This window comes from Streptomyces sp. NPDC127106 (assembly GCF_042677605.1).
Classification (GTDB): domain Bacteria; phylum Actinomycetota; class Actinomycetes; order Streptomycetales; family Streptomycetaceae; genus Streptomyces.
Map to the genome: position 1 here is coordinate 82468 of NZ_JBHXTC010000004.1, position 15153 is coordinate 97620.

16 protein-coding genes are annotated in these 15153 nt (G+C 74.3%); 14 read left to right on the forward strand and 2 right to left on the reverse strand.

Translation table 11 applies throughout. The annotated features are described in order from the left end of the window. Nucleotides 1-319 precede the first annotated feature (319 nt). The 9 genes from truD to ACFVGY_RS06290 are packed head-to-tail and all read left to right on the forward strand — an operon-like array spanning nt 320 to nt 9748. On the forward strand, nt 320-1477 hold the full coding sequence (truD, locus tag ACFVGY_RS06250) for a tRNA pseudouridine(13) synthase TruD (protein WP_385671805.1): 1158 nt from the start codon (nt 320-322) through the stop codon (nt 1475-1477). Then, nucleotides 1474-2901 (forward strand): aspartate aminotransferase family protein, encoded by a 1428-nt coding sequence (locus ACFVGY_RS06255; protein WP_385671808.1) that lies wholly within the window; start codon nt 1474-1476, stop codon nt 2899-2901. Before truD ends, ACFVGY_RS06255 begins: the two co-directional genes overlap by 4 nt. Before the next feature lie 16 nt (nt 2902-2917). Beyond that, complete coding sequence (locus tag ACFVGY_RS06260; RefSeq protein ID WP_385671811.1) at nt 2918-3664, forward strand: class I SAM-dependent methyltransferase; 747 nt, start codon at nt 2918-2920, stop codon at nt 3662-3664. 36 nt (nt 3665-3700) lie between these two features. Continuing rightward, nucleotides 3701-5122: a hypothetical protein gene (locus tag ACFVGY_RS06265; protein ID WP_385671814.1), complete on the forward strand. Its 1422-nt coding sequence runs from the start codon at nt 3701-3703 to the stop codon at nt 5120-5122. After that, nucleotides 5119-5784, forward strand: a complete 666-nt coding sequence (locus ACFVGY_RS06270; protein ID WP_385671817.1) for a 2OG-Fe(II) oxygenase — start codon at nt 5119-5121, stop codon at nt 5782-5784. The genes ACFVGY_RS06265 and ACFVGY_RS06270 overlap by 4 nt, the downstream gene beginning before the upstream one ends. Beyond that, nucleotides 5778-6683 (forward strand): class I SAM-dependent methyltransferase, encoded by a 906-nt coding sequence (locus tag ACFVGY_RS06275; RefSeq protein ID WP_385671820.1) that lies wholly within the window; start codon nt 5778-5780, stop codon nt 6681-6683. The genes ACFVGY_RS06270 and ACFVGY_RS06275 overlap by 7 nt, the downstream gene beginning before the upstream one ends. Before the next feature lies 1 nt (nt 6684). Next, on the forward strand, nt 6685-7818 hold the full coding sequence (locus ACFVGY_RS06280) for a hypothetical protein (RefSeq protein WP_385671823.1): 1134 nt from the start codon (nt 6685-6687) through the stop codon (nt 7816-7818). Next, a complete protein-coding gene (locus tag ACFVGY_RS06285; protein WP_385671826.1) occupies nt 7815-9032 on the forward strand; it encodes a hypothetical protein in 1218 nt (405 codons plus the stop codon). The genes ACFVGY_RS06280 and ACFVGY_RS06285 overlap by 4 nt, the downstream gene beginning before the upstream one ends. Nucleotides 9033-9046: 14 nt before the next feature. Next, a complete protein-coding gene (locus ACFVGY_RS06290) occupies nt 9047-9748 on the forward strand; it encodes a hypothetical protein (protein WP_385671829.1) in 702 nt (233 codons plus the stop codon). Nucleotides 9749-9758: 10 nt separating this feature from the next. Here ACFVGY_RS06290 and ACFVGY_RS06295 read toward each other — a convergent pair whose 3' ends face one another. After that, nucleotides 9759-10289 carry a GrpB family protein gene (locus ACFVGY_RS06295; RefSeq protein ID WP_385671832.1) on the reverse strand — a complete coding sequence of 177 codons (531 nt, stop codon included), beginning with the start codon at nt 10287-10289 and terminating at the stop codon, nt 9759-9761. Nucleotides 10290-10482: 193 nt separating this feature from the next. On the opposite strand from ACFVGY_RS06295, the gene ACFVGY_RS06300 reads away from it, so the two are divergent. The 5 genes from ACFVGY_RS06300 to ACFVGY_RS06320 are packed head-to-tail and all read left to right on the forward strand — an operon-like array spanning nt 10483 to nt 14633. After that, entirely contained in the window at nt 10483-11691 is a 1209-nt protein-coding gene (locus ACFVGY_RS06300) for a hypothetical protein (RefSeq protein WP_385671835.1), read from the forward strand. Further along, nucleotides 11688-12473, forward strand: a complete 786-nt coding sequence (locus ACFVGY_RS06305; RefSeq protein WP_385671838.1) for a tyrosine-protein phosphatase — start codon at nt 11688-11690, stop codon at nt 12471-12473. Before ACFVGY_RS06300 ends, ACFVGY_RS06305 begins: the two co-directional genes overlap by 4 nt. After that, nucleotides 12470-13522, forward strand: a complete 1053-nt coding sequence (locus ACFVGY_RS06310) for a GNAT family N-acetyltransferase (protein ID WP_385671841.1) — start codon at nt 12470-12472, stop codon at nt 13520-13522. Before ACFVGY_RS06305 ends, ACFVGY_RS06310 begins: the two co-directional genes overlap by 4 nt. Next, nucleotides 13519-14010 (forward strand): hypothetical protein, encoded by a 492-nt coding sequence (locus tag ACFVGY_RS06315; RefSeq protein ID WP_385671844.1) that lies wholly within the window; start codon nt 13519-13521, stop codon nt 14008-14010. The genes ACFVGY_RS06310 and ACFVGY_RS06315 overlap by 4 nt, the downstream gene beginning before the upstream one ends. Further along, entirely contained in the window at nt 14007-14633 is a 627-nt protein-coding gene (locus ACFVGY_RS06320; RefSeq protein ID WP_385671847.1) for a 2OG-Fe(II) oxygenase, read from the forward strand. The genes ACFVGY_RS06315 and ACFVGY_RS06320 overlap by 4 nt, the downstream gene beginning before the upstream one ends. Before the next feature lie 58 nt (nt 14634-14691). On the opposite strand, the gene ACFVGY_RS06325 is transcribed toward ACFVGY_RS06320, so the two are convergent. Continuing rightward, nucleotides 14692-15144, reverse strand: a complete 453-nt coding sequence (locus ACFVGY_RS06325; protein WP_385671850.1) for a nucleoside-diphosphate kinase — start codon at nt 15142-15144, stop codon at nt 14692-14694. Nucleotides 15145-15153 lie beyond the last annotated feature (9 nt).

The following is a 15153-nucleotide window of genomic DNA, read 5'->3' on the forward strand; positions in this document are numbered from 1 at the left end:
GCCATTGAGTCATCACCTATCACCTCATGAATCCATGTGATCCACTTCAGTGGTCGTCGTGTCGGTCGTACGCGGCGGAGGCGCCCTTCCGGCTTGTGCGCCGGACGGTCGGGCTCCCCGCTCGGGTACGGGAACGCCGAAGGCAGCGGGCGGCAGTCACCAGTAGACGCTCCTCCGCGCGAGTCAGGGCGCAACCACCGCCATCACGGTGGCTGGCGCGCGGGGAGCGGCTCATCCAGGGGGTGTCCTGCGGACATGGCCGGGTTCGTCATCCACCCCGGCACGCGCTACCGGAGCCCGTCGGGCGTACCCCCGCCCCATGTCGTCCGGCCGGCTGCCCGTCGGCTGTCCAGAGTCCGGAGAGACCCTGATGCACCTGCCCCTGCTCAAAGTCCTGCCGGAGGACTTCCGCGTCACCGAGGCCCTCGCCCTCGACACGGCACCGCCGGACGCCTCCACGCACACCTACCTGTTGCTGTGGAAACGGGGCCTGACCACCCATGAGGCGCTCGGCAGACTCGCCGAGGCGTTCGGTGTGGACGCGCAGGACGTGAGGGCGGCCGGGCTGAAGGACGAGGACGGCATCACGGAGCAGTTCGTCTCGGTGCGCGCCGTGCTGTCACCCGACGACATGGACCGCGCCAACACGCGCGGCCGTTCCGACAGCGGGGACCGCGCCTGGCACGTGACGCCGTACGGGACCGGCACCACGGCGCTGCGGACCGGAGTGCTGGACGGCAACTGCTTCCGGCTGGTCGTACGGGGCCTGGACGTGACGGCGGCCACCGCACTCGCCGAAGGGCCGCAACGGCACACCCACTTCTTCGTCAACTACTACGACACGCAGCGCTTCGGCGTGCCGGACGGCCCCAAGCAGACCCATCTGATCGGCGGGGCCCTGCTCGCCGGCGAGGAAGACGCGGCGCTGGACCTGCTGCGCCGCTCCGGGTCGGCCGAGGGCGCGCGGGCGCTGGAACACCAGGGGCCCGCCGCGGAGTTCTGGAAGCTGCTGGACCCTCGTGTCCCGGTGTTCTACCGGTGCGCGCACGCTTCGTACGAGTGGAACGCGCAGGTGCGGTCCCTGCTCCAGGAGGTCGCGGGCCGCGAGGCGGCCCTCGTCGACCGGGAGGGTCTTCCCTACGCCTTCGCCACCACGCGCGAAGCGGTGCTCGCCCTCGCGGCGCGCTGCCCGGAGCTGGACTACGTGCGCTACCGCTGGACGGACGGGGAGTGCGTACGCAGCACCGCTGCCCGCCCGACCGTGCTGCAGACGCACATCTCGGTGCACCGCGTCGAGCCGGACCCGGTGCACCCGGGGCGCTTCGCCTGCACCCTCTCGTTCTTCCTGCCGTCCGGTGGTTACGCGACGGCCGCGGTGCACCAGTGGTTCGTGCAGACCCTCGGCACGCCGGCGGACGGCGTGCCGGATGCCGCGATGGCCGCGGCCGCGCCGGCGGGAAGCGGGCGGGGCGCGTGAGCACAGCACCGGGGGGCGCAGCCGCGGGCCCGGACGCACGCACCGTGCTGGGCCGGGTGCGGGCGCACCTGTCGCCGGGGCTGGCCCTCGTGTACGGCATGAGCGGGGCCGGCGCGGTCGAGTCGCGTGGGAGCGGGGCCAGGATCGTCCTCTCCGACGGGCGGTCCGCACTGGACTTCGGCAGTTACGCGGTCACGCTGCTCGGGCGCGGGCATCCGGACGTCCTGAGCGCGGTCCGCGGGGAACTGGAGGCGATGCCGGTCTCCACCCGCGTCCTGGCGAACGGCACGACGGCCGGGTTCGCGGCCGAGCTGGTCCAGTACACCGAGCCCGATCGGCTGACCAGGGTGTGGCTGGGCCTCAACGGGTCCGACGCCGTGGAAGCCGCGCTCAAGCTGGCCCGGCTGGCCACCGGTCGTACCCGGGTCGTCGCCGTCGAGGGCGCCTACCACGGGAAGTCGCTGGGGGCGCTCGCCGCCACCTGGAACCGGCGCTACCGGCAGTCCCTGGAGCCCCTGCTCGGCGGGGTGACGCACATCCCCGCCGACCCGGAGGCGGTGCCCGGCGCCTTCGCGGACGGGGACGTCGCCGCCGTGATCGTGGAACCGGTGCAGGGCGAAGGCGGGGTGAGAGCACTGCCGTCGGCGTTCCTGGGCGCCCTGGCCGCTACAGCCCGGCAGCACGGGGCGTTCGTGATCGCCGACGAGATCCAGACGGGGCTGCGCCGTTGCGGGGAACGGGCGTTGAGCGTCGCCGCCGGTCTGCGGCCCGACGCGGTGCTGTTCGGCAAGGCGCTGGGCGGAGGTGTCCAGCCGCTGTCCGCGCTGGTGGCGACCGAGGAGCTGTACAGGCCGCTGGCCACCGACCCGTTCGTGCACACCTCGACGTTCTCGGGCCACCCCCTCGCCGCCGCGGCAGGCAGCGCCGCGCTGCGTGCAGTGGAGGCACTCGCGCCCCGGAGCGAGCGGCTGGCGGCCCTCATGGCGGAGGGGCTCCGCCGGATCGCGCACCGTCATGCCGGGCTGATCACGGGGGTACGCGGCCGGGGCCTGCTGTGGGGCGTCGAGTTCGGCCCGGGCGGTGCGGCGGGTGACGTCCTGCTGGAGCTGAGCCGACGCGGGCTGGTGGTGTCCCCGTGCCTGGGGCGGCCGGAGGTGATCCGCCTGCTGCCGCCGATGGTGGCCACCGACGAGGAGGTCGAGGAGGCGCTGGACATCCTGGACGCGACCTGCGCGGCGGTTCCCGACGAATTCCGTTCCGCCGCACGAAACGCGTCCGGCGCCGACCCGGAACTCCGCGATAGGTTGCCGGAGGACGGCGCCCCCGCGGGCCCGGCCGCCGGTCCGGGGACCGGCGCCGAGGGGGGCGCCCCGGTACGGCGCGCGGGGGGCAGGGCGTCGGTGCCCGGCCGTTCCCGTGTGTGATGAGGAGTGGAACACCATGGCTCGCGACAGGAGCTACGAGGAATTCGCCGTCCAGTACGACCGGGGCAGCGCCGACAACATCTACAACACGCTGCTGGACCGCCCCGCGGTGCAGAGCAAGTGCCCGCCCCTCGCGGGGCGGCGCGTGCTGGAGGCCGGATGCGCGGGCGGCTTGCTGACCGAGTGGCTGGTGGACCAGGGGGCGGCCGAGGTCGTCGCGCTGGACGCGAGTCCCACCCTGGTGGGGCTGGCCCGTGAACGGCTGGGTGACCGCGCCGACGTACGGGTGCATGACCTGCGCGAGCCGCTGGGCTTCCTGCCGGACGCGTCCGTCGACGTCGTGGTGTCCTCCCTCACCTTGCACTATCTGGAGGACTGGGTTCCGGTGCTGTCCGAGTTCCGCCGCGTCCTGGCACCCGGTGGCACCGTAGTGATCTCCACGCACCATCCGCTGAACGACTTCGAGATGTCCCCCAGCGGCGATTACTTCCGTGTGGAGGAACTCCAGGACGAGTGGCCCAGCTTTGGACCGCCCACCCCGGTCGTCCGGTTCTTCCGCCGCCCCCTCGGCCGCATGGTCGCCGATGCACACGGTGCCGGTCTCGTCCTGCGGGAGCTGTACGAACCGCGGGCCGACCCGGCACGCCGGGAGGAGTTCGGCAAGAGGTTCGACAAGTTGTCACGCAAGCCGTGGTTCCTCGTCCTGGTCCTCGGTCATCCGGGCGGCCCGGCGGCGGACGGGACGGCACACACCGCCGGGTGACGTCGCCCGGCTGACCACACCCCAAGGAGCAGCCGCGTGCTGAACACCCCATCCGCCGTGGCCGTCGTAGACGGCGGCCGGCCCGACGACCGGCGCACGCCCGACGCGTCGGCGGCGTACTGGACCGTCCTCGGGGGACCGGCCGTCCCGCGCCCGACCCTCACGATGGGCGGCTTCAAGCACCTGCTCGTGCCGGTCCTGGCCGCCGCCTGCCTCTCCGACCGTCCGTGGCGCATCGCCAACGCCCCGCGGATCGAGGACCGCAGGCTTCTGACCGCGATGCTCCGGCATCTCGGGGCGACGGTGGACGACGACGGGCACCGCGTCGCCGTCGACGCCTCCGGCCTCGGCGGATCCCGCATTCCGGCGCACTGGAGCGCGGGCATACACGGGGGCGTGTACCTGCTGCCGACGGTGCTCGCGAAGCGGGGCGAGGTGGCCTCGGGCCGGCACGGCGGCTGCGCGATCGGGGCCGGGACGCAGGGCTCCCGCCCGCTGTCCCACGTCGCCGCGGTGCTGGAGCGGTTCGGCGCCGTGTGCGAGGTGGACGCCGAGGGGTTCCGCGCCCGGGCGCCCCGCAACGGGCTGCGGGGCGCCCGGATCGACCTGGCGGACTTCGCGGAGCGCGAGCCTCGCGCCGGGACGCCCACCGGTCCGCACTACTCGGGTGCGACCAAGACGGCGCTGCTCGCCGCGGCCACCGCTCGGGGAACGACGGTGCTGGACAACCCCTATCCGAAGCCGGACGCGCTGGAACTGGCGCGGGTGCTGGGCGAGGCCGGAGCGCGGATCGAGGTGTCCCGCAGGCGGATCACGGTGGAGGGGCTGGGTGGCCCGCTGGGCGGTGCGGACGTCACGCTGCCGTCCGATCTGATGGAGGTCGTCACGTTCATCGCGTGGGCGGTCCATCTCCGCCGGGAGCTGGACCTGCTGCTGGAGCGGCCCGACGTGGTCCGGTCGGGGCTCGCCCCGGAGCTGGAGTGCCTCGCTGCGATGGGCGTGCCGCTGAGCTGGGAGGGGCCGCTGCTGCGGATCAGGCCGCCGGAGCGGCTGCGGGGCACTGACGTCCTGGCCGCCTCGCACCACGTGTACAGCGACGCGGGTCCGTTGTTCGCGCTCATGCTGCTGGGAGCCGACGGACCGTCACGGCTGACGGACGGCGTATGGGAGAACCGTTTCGGCTATGCGGAGGGCCTGCGGGGCATGGGCGCCGTGCTCGACCGGGCCGGAAACGAGCTGCGCATCACCCCCGGTCCTCTGAAACCGTCCCCGGACCCCCTGGAGGCCGGTGACCTGAGGGCGGCCGCCACCCTGCTCCTCGCCGCGCTGGGCACCGGCGCCCCGCACCGGCTGCACGGCGTCAGCCATCTGGCCCGGGGCTACGAGGACCTGCCCGCGAAGCTCACCGCGCTGGGAGCGCACATCGACGTGCCCAAGGGGACGGGAGAAACCGCATGACGGCCACCGCAGTGCTCGACCGGGACGCCATCGCCCGCACGGCCATGGCCAGCGACCCCTTCGCCTGGGGACTGGTGGCGGACTCCGTGCCCGGGGAGCCGACTCGTCGCCGTCTCGCAGAGGAGTTCCCCGCCGAGGGCTTCGTGCTCACCGAGCGCCCCGGTGGCACCGCGGCGGGCAAGGGCTACCGCACGTGGAACCTGCCCCTGGTGCAAGGCGGCGTCGCCGTGCCCGAGGGCATGCGCCGACTGACCCCGCTGTGGCAGGGTTTCGTCGCGTCCCTGCTGGACGACGGCTACCGCACGGCGGTCGCCGAAGCCACCGGTCGGGACCTCGACGGATGTGCTCTGGAGGTGCGCGCCGTACGGTACGGCTCGGGCTCGTGGATCGACCCGCACACCGACCGCGCCGACAAGATCGTCACGCAGACCTGGTACTTCAACGAGGGCTGGCGCCCGGAGTGGAGCGGAGCGCTGCGCATCCTGCGTTCCCCCGCCGTGGACGACGTCGCCACCGAGGTCATGCCGGGGCTGACCGACTCGGTCCTGCTCGTCCCCTCGCCCGACTCGTGGCACACCGTGATGCCGGTCGCCGACAGCGCGGAGCAGGACCGGCGCGTCCTGCTCGTGCACTTCGTGTCCGAGGAGCGCACCACATGGTGATCCCGGTGCCGGGCCGCCAGGGCGACCCCGAGCAGACCTGGGTGCAGCACCGCTACCACCGGGAGCTCTTCCCCGCCCTGCACGACTGGGAGAGGACCGAGGCCTCCATCGTCGAGTTCACCGGGGAGAACGGCCCCAAGGGGCTGCTGGGCCTGGACCAGATGGGCCACTTCGGCCCCCAGGGCTGCGATCTCGTCAGCGGTCTCGTGCGCGAGGCGTTCCCGGACGCCGTGCTGACCGTGGGCGAACTGGGCAGCGGATTCGGCGGCGCGCTGCGGTACCTGGCGGACGCGCTCACCGCCGACGGCGCCGGCGTGGCGCGGATGTACGGCATCGACCTGGTCCCCGAGCACTGCGCGGTGAGCCGGCGCATCACCGTCGCCCAGGGGCGCTCCGACGTGACCGAGATCTGCGCCGACGCGACCGACGTGCCGCTGCCCGACGGGGCGCTCGACGTGGTCGTCGTCACCGGTTCGATGCCCCACTTTCCGCGCCCCGGCGCGGTGTTGCGGGAGGCAGCCCGCCTGCTGCGCCCGGGCGGGCTGCTCGTGGCAACCGAGGAGGTGAGCCTCACGCCGCCGGGCCGGCAGCCGTCCGCCGCCTTCCGCGAGGTGCATCCACCAGACGTCTTCCACGTGACGCCACTGCCGGACCGGCTGCGGCAGCTGCGCGAGGCCGGGTTCGCCGACGTGGTGCGCGAGGACCTGGCGGAGTGGGCCGTCGCGCTGCTGGCGGACCGGCTGAAGGTGGTACGGCTGTTCCACGGGAGCGTGGCCGGTATCTACGGCGAGGAGCCGGTGGAGCTCATCCGGCGCACGCTCGCCACCGCCCGGGAGGAATACCTGGCCGGCCGGCTGCTGCCGTCGCTGCTCACCGCACGCCGGGCGAAGGACGCCTGACATGACGTCCGAACTGCCCGGGCGCCGGACGGCGACCGCCCCATGGGGGCCGGTGGCCTGGTCGTACACGGCCGACGAGGAAGCCGAGACCGCACGGGTCGCCGCGCACCTCGTGACGTCCCCGCCCTCCCCGTGGCCCTCGTACGACCGCATCGGGCTCCACGTCCGCTCGACGCGGGACCCGGCGGCGCTGGACGCGCTGGAGCGGGTGGCGTCGGGCCCGGTCCAGCGGCTGCGCGAGGAGAACTACCGGCGCGCCCCGGACGGGACGTGGGTGCGCTGCGGCGACCGTCCGGCGGACGCGCAGGAGCCGGGACTCCCCCGGCACTCCGTCGGCCACCGTGACGGGCGGTGGACGATCCTGCACGACGACGACAGCAGTTCCGAACAACGCGCCCGGGCCGGGGAGATCGTGCTGCGCGCCCTGGTGGCGGCCGCGGTCGCAACGCTCGGGGGCCTGACCGTGCACGCGTCCGCCGCGACCGGCCGGGACGGACGGGCCGTCGTGTTCCTCGGCGACTCCGGTACCGGCAAGAGCACGCTGGCCCTGCACCTCGCCCGGGCAGGGGGCCGCTTCCTCAGCGGCGACCGGACCCTGCTGGTGCCGGGACCGGGTGGCTGGTGGGCCGTCGGAGCCGGGCTGTCGCCCCGCTACCGCTGGGGCACGCTCGAAGGGCTCGGCCTGGCGGGGCGGGTGCGTGACGCCGCCCTGCTGCGTCACGGCGACGGCCGCTGCCGGGTGGCCGACCTGCCTCGGACACCAGCCAAGGTGATCTTCGTCCCGGCCGAGTCGGAACACGTCCTGGACGCCCGCACCGCCGACTGCGCCCCGCTCGGCAGACTGGTCGTGCTGTCACCGGCCGGGGGTGACGCGCCCGCGGCGCGTGGTCTCGACCCCACAGTGACGGCAGCGGCCGTCCGGGCGCACCTGCTGCCCTCCGACGCCGGCTTTCTGGCCGGGCCGTCCCCCGGCCGTCCCGCCGAGGCCGGGGGTGTCACCGGCCCGGTCGAGGAGGCGGCCGGGTGGGGACTGGCATGGGATCCCGTCCGCCACCGGGCCGAGGACGCCCTGAGCCGCGTCCTGGCGGAGGAGCCCGGGGCCGCGCCGTCCGGCCGCCGTCCCACCGCGCCGTGACGGGCGCGTGGGGGACACCGACGGTGGTCGGCGCCGCCGTCCTCCAGGGCGTGGCGTGCACGACGGGCGTCCTGCTGCTCGTGCACCCGCCGGGTGCCGTGCTCTGGTGGTTGACCGGCTGCTGGCTGCTGTACCGGGCCGGGACCGCCATGGGCACCGCCGCACTGGCCCCGACCGCCCGCGCCCTGGACCGGGCCGCCCGCACCCGGCTGCTGCGCGCCGTGCAGCAGCTCGGCGCGGACCGCGGCCGCCGGGACCCCGTGACACTGCGGGACCACCTGTACGCAGCGGCAGGCGTCGCGATCCGCTGGGAGCCGAAACCGGGTGCGGCCGTCGCCGTCCTCGCGGAGCTCACCGCCTCGCTGCTGCCGCTCGCGGGAGTGTGCGCGGCACTCGCCGCCGTGGACCCGGCTCTGGCGGCCGGTCCTGGCCTGTGCGCCGCTCTCGCGCTCGGCGTGGTGGTGCGGCCCCGGAGGCTGCGCGCGCGGGGCTCCGGACGAGCCGGGTGGACCGCCCGTCGCCGTGAGGCGCGGATCGTCGCCGTGCTGGCCGGTGTGCTGGCCGGCTGTGCTGCGCTCGTCCCGGTGCTCGGGGCCGTACGCCAGCCGGATGCGGCAGCGGGTCTGGTGCCGGCCGCACTCCTCCTCGCCCGCTTCGTGTACGGCCTGGCGGCGGTGGACATGACCGCCGTACGGCACTGGCGGGTGACGTGGCGTCATCTGCGTGCGGTGGAAAGAGCAGCGGTACCGGCCGGCGGGGAGCAGCCGACCACGCCGGCCAGGGTCGTCGTCCCGGTGCGGCCCAGTCACCTGGGCTTCGCCGACCTCGCCGAGAACGTGCATCTGGGCGCTCTCGGCCCGGACGACCCGCTGCCGGAACGGCTTCCCCGCACCATACGGCTGTGTCGCCTGGAGGAACTCGCGCACTCCCTGCCACACGGCTGGCACACCGTGCTGTCCAGCGAGTTCTCGGGGGGCGTCGACCTGGACGAGGAGGCCTGGCGGCGGATCACCGCCGCCCGCGTGAGCGCCCTGCTGGAGCTGGGTGCGACGGAGGTGCTGCTGCCAGGGGAGCCCGACCCCTTCCTGGCCGCGGTGCTGGCCGACTGGAGTTCCCGCACGCGTACGCGGGTGCGGGCGTCGGGCACACCCGAGGGGGCCGGGCCGGACAGGGCCGCGCCCGAGGCGTCCGTACGCGACGGGGCCGCATCGTGAAGGGCGGGGGGCTCATGACGGTGGTTGCCGGGCTGCTGGGCGCGGCGGCAGCCCTGCTGGGCGCTGCCGCGGGCCTGGTGGCCCACGCGGCGGGCACCGGCGGCGCTCTGGGGCCGCCGCTGTGCGTTCTCGTCGTTGCGTTCTGCTGCGCCCGCGCCGCGGGCCGCTGGACGGGCGTCCGCGCCACCATCGTACGGGCCCCGGGGCCCCCACCCGTCAGGCGCCGCCGAACGCCGCCGGTCCGGCATGTGGTGGACCGCGCCGTACGGTTGGGGGTGGCCTTCGTCGTGCACCCGGCTCTGCCGCTGGCCCTGCTGCCGCTGTGCCGGACCGTGCCGGCCCCCGCGGTGCCGGCACTGAGCGGGCCGGACGCCGACGCGGCCCGCGCGGTGCGCCGCGTCGTCCGCACCGCCACGGAGGACGCCTGGACCGGCCCGTCCGGGGCGGTGCTCGTCCCGCTGCTGCTGCGGCGCCACACGGAGTTCTCCGCACGCGTGGCGACTGCCACAGCCCGGGCCGCGCGCCGCGCCACCGCCGACGGCGTGCGCGCCCGACTGCCCGTGCTGTACGCCCTGGTGCTCTCGGCCACGGTGCTCGCCCTGGCCGGTCCGGTGCAGGCCGGCCCCGGGGAAGCCGTCACGGCGCTCACCGTGTTCGTCACGGTGGTCACGACGCCGCTGAGCCGTGACGACGAGAGGGAGAAGCCGGACGCCTGACGGCGCCGCGTCAGGCGTCGCTCGGACCGGGCTGCCAACCACGTGCCTGCGCCCACCCGTCGGCCCGGCGCATCAGCTCCCACACCACCGCGGACTTCTCCGCGGTGTAGGCACGTCGGTCCGTGCCGTACTGCTCGGCCAGCAGGGACTTCCGCTCTCCGTACAGCTCCGCGTCCGCAGGACGGTCCCGGAGGTAGTCGCGCAGCAGCAGGCAGAACTGCTCCGCGAAGCTGCCCGCCCGCCGGACGTGCACATGGGTACGGGGGCCGGACGTCTCACGGAAGTACCGCTTGGTCAGCTCAGGGTTGTCCGCGCGGAACTCGAAGCCCAGCGCCTCCAGCGGCCCGCGGAAGACAGCGGGTTCGAACGCCTCGACGGAGACCTGGACGTCGATCACGGGCTTCGCCCTCAAACCCGGCACCGCGGTGGAGCCGATGTGGTCGATGCGCAGCGCGACGTCCCCGAGGGCGGCACGCAGGCGGGGGCCGAGCTCCGTGAAGAGAGCCGGCCAGGCGTCGCGGTACTCCACGATCTCGATCACGCACCGCACCCTACCCCTGCCACCGGACGCTTCACCGGCCCCGCCGTTCCGTGAGGCGGAACGAAACGGCGGATCGCGTGGATCGCCGTTCCACGTGGGGGAACACCGCCTTCTCCGGCTCCCTCCGGTCGGCCACCATCACACCGTCAGGACCCGCGGAGCCGTGCATCCACGCCCCCGACGAAGGAGGCCCATGGCCGTCGCCGCATCACCCAGGACCGGTCCCCGTCCGGACCGTCCGGACCGTCCGCATCCGGTCGCCGCCGAGACGTTCCGGCTTGCTCTTCCACCGGCCGAACTGACCGTGCACAGTGCGCTGCCCGGACTCCGTACGGCGATCAGCTCGCTGGTGCACCCCCTGTTCGAGGTGAGCGACACGGTGTCGCCGACCGCGCCCCGCCTGACCGTCACGGCTCGCGCCGGGGACGCCACCCCGCCCGGGCCACCGGTGCCGGGCACTGCCCCGCAGCTGCTGGTGCACCCGGACGGGCCCCGCTTCGTCGTCCTGGAGCGCACCGCCGGCCGGATCGTGCTCCTGCGCGACGGCGAGGCGGACAGCGCGCCGCTCGTCGTCACCGCCACGCCCGGCACGGGAGAGGTGGTGGCCGAGGCGGCCGACGCCGGGCCCGCCTCCGTACGGGCCGTCGTCCGCTTGCTCGGCACGCTCATCGGCGCACAGCTCACCGGTCGCGGGGCGGTGTTCCTGCACGGATCCGCCGTGGCCGTCGACGGCTCCTCGTTGATGATGCTGGGGCCCAGGCATCGCGGCAAGTCGTCGCTGGCCTTTCTCGCCGTCACCCTGTGCGGCGCGGACTTCGTGTCCGACGACACCCTCGTCGCCTGGGCGCCGCGCGCCGGCTCCCCGCCCGTCCTGCGGGGCTGGCCCAAACGCGTCGGCATCGCCACGGCCCTGCTCGCCGGTCATCCCGCCCGCGGTGCCTTCGAGCGCGCGTCGCTGCGCCGCCACGGTTCCGGCACGCCACGGGTGCCCGCCGACGCCGCGTGGAGCACCGCCCCCGACAGCCGGCAGCGGCTCTTCACGGATCTTGACGAGTTCACGGCGCTGACCGGGGCCGACGTGGCCACGGGCACCCGTCCGGCGGGTGTCGTGCTGCCGCTGGCGGAGCGGGACCGCAGGGGCTGGGTCGTCGAACCCGTCACCGACCGGAGCGAGATGCTCGACTGCGCCCTGCTGTCCGGGCCGGACCTGCGGCACTTCACCGACTACCTCGGCCTGCTGCCCCGGCCGCGCCCCGAGCCCGCCGTACGTGCGGACGTCCTCACGGCGCTCGGTTCCCTTCCCTGCGTCAGGGTCCGCTACGGTCCGGACGTGAACGCCGACTTCCCCCGGTTCTGGGGCGAGGTCACCGCGGCGCTCGCCCTGCCGGAGCGGGCCCGGTGAGCGCCGTGCCCTTCGCACCGGGCATCAACTACCGCATGCCGCGGGCGTCCGGCCTGCGGCCCGGCATTCTGCACCGGGCCGGTGACCTGACGGCGATCACGGCGGACGAGGCCGGCGTCCTCGTGGCACGGCACGGCCTGGCCTCGGTACTGGACCTGCGTTCAGACGCCGAGGTGGAACGCTACGGACCGCCGAGCGGGCTGCTCGCCCACGGCGTGCGCTGGCTGCGCGCGCCGCTCACCGGGTACCCGCGTGACACCATCGCCGCGCGCCGGCCCGGCGTGGCCGACCGCACGCGTTACCTGCACGGCATCCTGACCGAAGCGGCACCCGGCAGCTGGCCGCGCCTGTTCCGGACGCTCGCCGGGGCGGCGGACCGCCCGTTCCTGCTGAGCTGCCACTTCGGCAAGGACCGCACCGGTGTGGTGGTGGCCGCCCTGCTCGCGCTGGTCGGCGCGCCCCCGCACGAGATAGCCGCCGACTACGCCGCCGGCATGGCCGACCTGGTCGCCAAGGCCGACCGCTTCCGGGACAAGTGGCTGCGGCGCGGCCACACCCGCGAGGAGTACCTCTCCCGGCTGCACACCTCGCCGGTGACGATGGAGCGCTGGCTGACAGAGGTGACCGCTCGTCACGGTGGCGTCGAAGGAGCGATGGAGGGGCTGGGCGTGGCCGCAGACGACGTGGAGCGGGTGCGAGGGCTGCTGTCCGTCCGGGCACCCGCGGCCGTACGCCCCGGGCAGTCGGCCGCCACCGGTGACGCACCGGAGGGCCTTCGATGAGCGGGTACGCACGGGGGGACGGCGTCCGGGTGCGGACGCCGGTGCCGGACGAGCTGTGGCGCGAGATCCTCACCGAGGACGCCCAGGACGTGCTGCCGAGCCAGACCCCGGGGTGGCGGGCGGCCGTGTGCGCGCACGGCTGGCAGGACGCGTCGCGCCTCTACACCTGGCCCGACGGCACCAGAGTGCTGGTGCCGCTGGTGCGCTCGACCGTCGGGTCCCGTGCGGAGTACGCATCGTGGCCGGTGGGCTGGGGCGTGGGCGGGATGATCGCCGCCCCCGGCGCCGTCACTCCCGACCGCGCGCGGGCCGTGCTGCGCGATCTGGCCACCCTGCCCGCGGAGCGGGTCTACCTGCGTCCGCATCCGGCGTCGACGGCGATGTGGGACGCGCTCGTTCCGCCGGGCACCTCCCGCAATCCGCGGCTGGCGCAGATCCTCGACCTGGAGGGCGGCTTCGACCACGTGTGGCGACACCGCTTCCGGGGGAAGCTGCGCTCTGCCGTGCGGCGGGCCGAGCGGGCGGGCCTGACGGTCGAACACGACGGCACGGGCCGGCTCCTCCCGGAGTTCGACCGGCTCTTCGAGCTGTCGCTCGACCGGTGGGACCGCCAGTCGGACGAGCCGGCGGGAGAGGTACGCCGACAGGTGCGGGCGAAGAACCCGCTGACGAAGTTCACGGCCGTCGCCGCCCACCTGGGCGAGGACTGCCGTGTCTGGCTGGCCCAGCACGGCGGTCGGCCGGTTGCGGCGGTGGTGGCGCTCTACCAGGGGCCGTACGTCGTCTACTGGCAGGGGGCCATGGACAAGGCCCGAGCGGCGCCCACCTACGCCGCGCCGTACCTGCTGCACCTGGTCATCGAGGACGCCTGTGCACGGGGTGCCCGGGCGCTTCACATGGGGGACACGTACCCCGGCACGTCGGTGACCCGTTTCAAAACGGCCTTCGGCCCGGACGAGTACCACACGGCCGGCTACTGGATACCCGGGGCGGCCGCCGGCGGACGATCGCCGGTACAGCACGAGAGGGAAGGCATGAGGAGCTCATGAAGGACCGTCACTGGAGGACCCGTTACCGCGTCGGCGCGCACGAGGTGTGGGGTACCTCGTTGGACAGCGAGGAGCGCCGTCGGCACGCGCCGCACGCCGAGCCGGCCGACATCGGCCTCTATCTCGACGAGCGCTGGCGCGGCGAGACGGACGCCCGTACCCCGTACTTCGTGTACTGGCCCACGCTGGAGGCGCCGGTGGAGAGGTCGCTGCTGGTGACGCGGATCAAGGAGGCCGCCGTCGCGCTGGAGGACGGAGCCACGGTGGAGGTGGCCTGCTTCGGGGGGCACGGACGCACGGGCACCGTGCTGTCCTGCCTGGACATGGTCCTGGGTGGGGCGACGGCACAGGCAGCGCTGGAGAGGATCCGGCGTGAGTACTGCCGTTACGCCGTGGGGTCGCCCGATCTCCAGAGCTTCCTCTTCGACGTCGAGAAGGAACTGGGGCCCCGTGCCCACGAGACGCTGCGTGCCGGGGAGGCCCGTTGAGTACCCCGCTGATCTCCTTCGACCGCACGACGGCCGAGGACGCCCCGTTCCGCTGGTATCACGTACGGGACACCTTCGCTCCCGCCGACGCGGACGGGCTGCGGGAGACGTTTCCCCGGGACGGGTTCCGGATGGTCACGCACACCGGCATGGACAAGTCGTACACGATGTACCACCGCCCGCTGCATTCCGTCGGCGACGGGGAGGCAGACGTCGCCGGGCTCGCCGAGCCTTGGCGGCGCTTCGTCGCCGAGGTCACGGGGCCGGCCTACCGGACGGCCGTCGCCGAACTGACGGGCCTGCCGGTCGAGGGCGCACCCGTCGAGGTGAACCTCTGGCGCTACGGCCCGAAGTGCTGGCTGGACCCGCACGTCGACAAGCCGGAGAAGCTGGTCACGCACGTCCTGTACTTCAACCACGCGTGGCCCGCGGGCCGTGGCGGTGATCTGCTGCTGCTGGGTTCCTCGTCCGGTGACGACGTGGTCCGGCGGGTCACTCCGGTGGCCAACACCGGTGTCCTCCTCGTACGAGGAGGGAACAGCTGGCACGCCGTGGAGCGGGTGAGCGGCGGGGCGGACGGTCCGGAACGGCTGTCCGCTCAGGTGATCTTCCACCGTGCGTGAAGGCCGGGGCTCGCTGTGGGCCCCGCGTGGGGCGGCCGGGAGAGCCGCCCCACGCTGTTCAGCAGGGCCGTACGAGAGGGCCGAACACGGACCGCTCGTGGTCCCGTTCGCCGCGCGTCTCCGGGCAGTGCGCGACGTTGCGCCGCTCGTCCGTGCCGAACCGGCGGCGTATGTCCTGCTTGACGCGGCGCGTCCGGCGCAGCGCGTCGTCGCCTACGACGGCCAGCAGCAGCATGGGCCCCTCGCAGAGGTAGGCGAGCGTGAGGGGGCCGTCCGGCTCGTTCAGCTTCTCCGGGTACCAGCGCTCGACCTGGGCTCGGGTCAGCTGGAGGTGGCCGACAGGTTCGACAGCCAGTCCGGCCTGGCGCAGCGCCCGGACCACCTCCGGGGCCAAGCCGCGGCTGACACCGTCCGGCTTCACCAGCACATGGGTGTCGCGGGCGGCGTCGCAGGGGGCCGGCCGCCCGCCGCCCGTCCGGTGCCGGGTGACGGACCTGAGGAAGCGCTGCACGGACCTGCG

Bases quoted from the DNA above. Each gene is read 5' to 3' on its own strand.
- truD (WP_385671805.1), top strand. From the start codon at position 320: ATGTCGTCCGGCCGGCTGCCCGTCGGCTGTCCAGAGTCCGGAGAGACC.
- ACFVGY_RS06260 (WP_385671811.1), top strand. From the start codon at position 2,918: ATGGCTCGCGACAGGAGCTACGAGGAATTCGCCGTCCAGTACGACCGG.
- ACFVGY_RS06270 (WP_385671817.1), top strand. From the start codon at position 5,119: ATGACGGCCACCGCAGTGCTCGACCGGGACGCCATCGCCCGCACGGCC.
- ACFVGY_RS06275 (WP_385671820.1), top strand. From the start codon at position 5,778: ATGGTGATCCCGGTGCCGGGCCGCCAGGGCGACCCCGAGCAGACCTGG.
- ACFVGY_RS06280 (WP_385671823.1), top strand. From the start codon at position 6,685: ATGACGTCCGAACTGCCCGGGCGCCGGACGGCGACCGCCCCATGGGGG.
- ACFVGY_RS06290 (WP_385671829.1), top strand. From the start codon at position 9,047: ATGACGGTGGTTGCCGGGCTGCTGGGCGCGGCGGCAGCCCTGCTGGGC.
- ACFVGY_RS06300 (WP_385671835.1), top strand. From the start codon at position 10,483: ATGGCCGTCGCCGCATCACCCAGGACCGGTCCCCGTCCGGACCGTCCG.
- ACFVGY_RS06310 (WP_385671841.1), top strand. From the start codon at position 12,470: ATGAGCGGGTACGCACGGGGGGACGGCGTCCGGGTGCGGACGCCGGTG.
- ACFVGY_RS06315 (WP_385671844.1), top strand. From the start codon at position 13,519: ATGAAGGACCGTCACTGGAGGACCCGTTACCGCGTCGGCGCGCACGAG.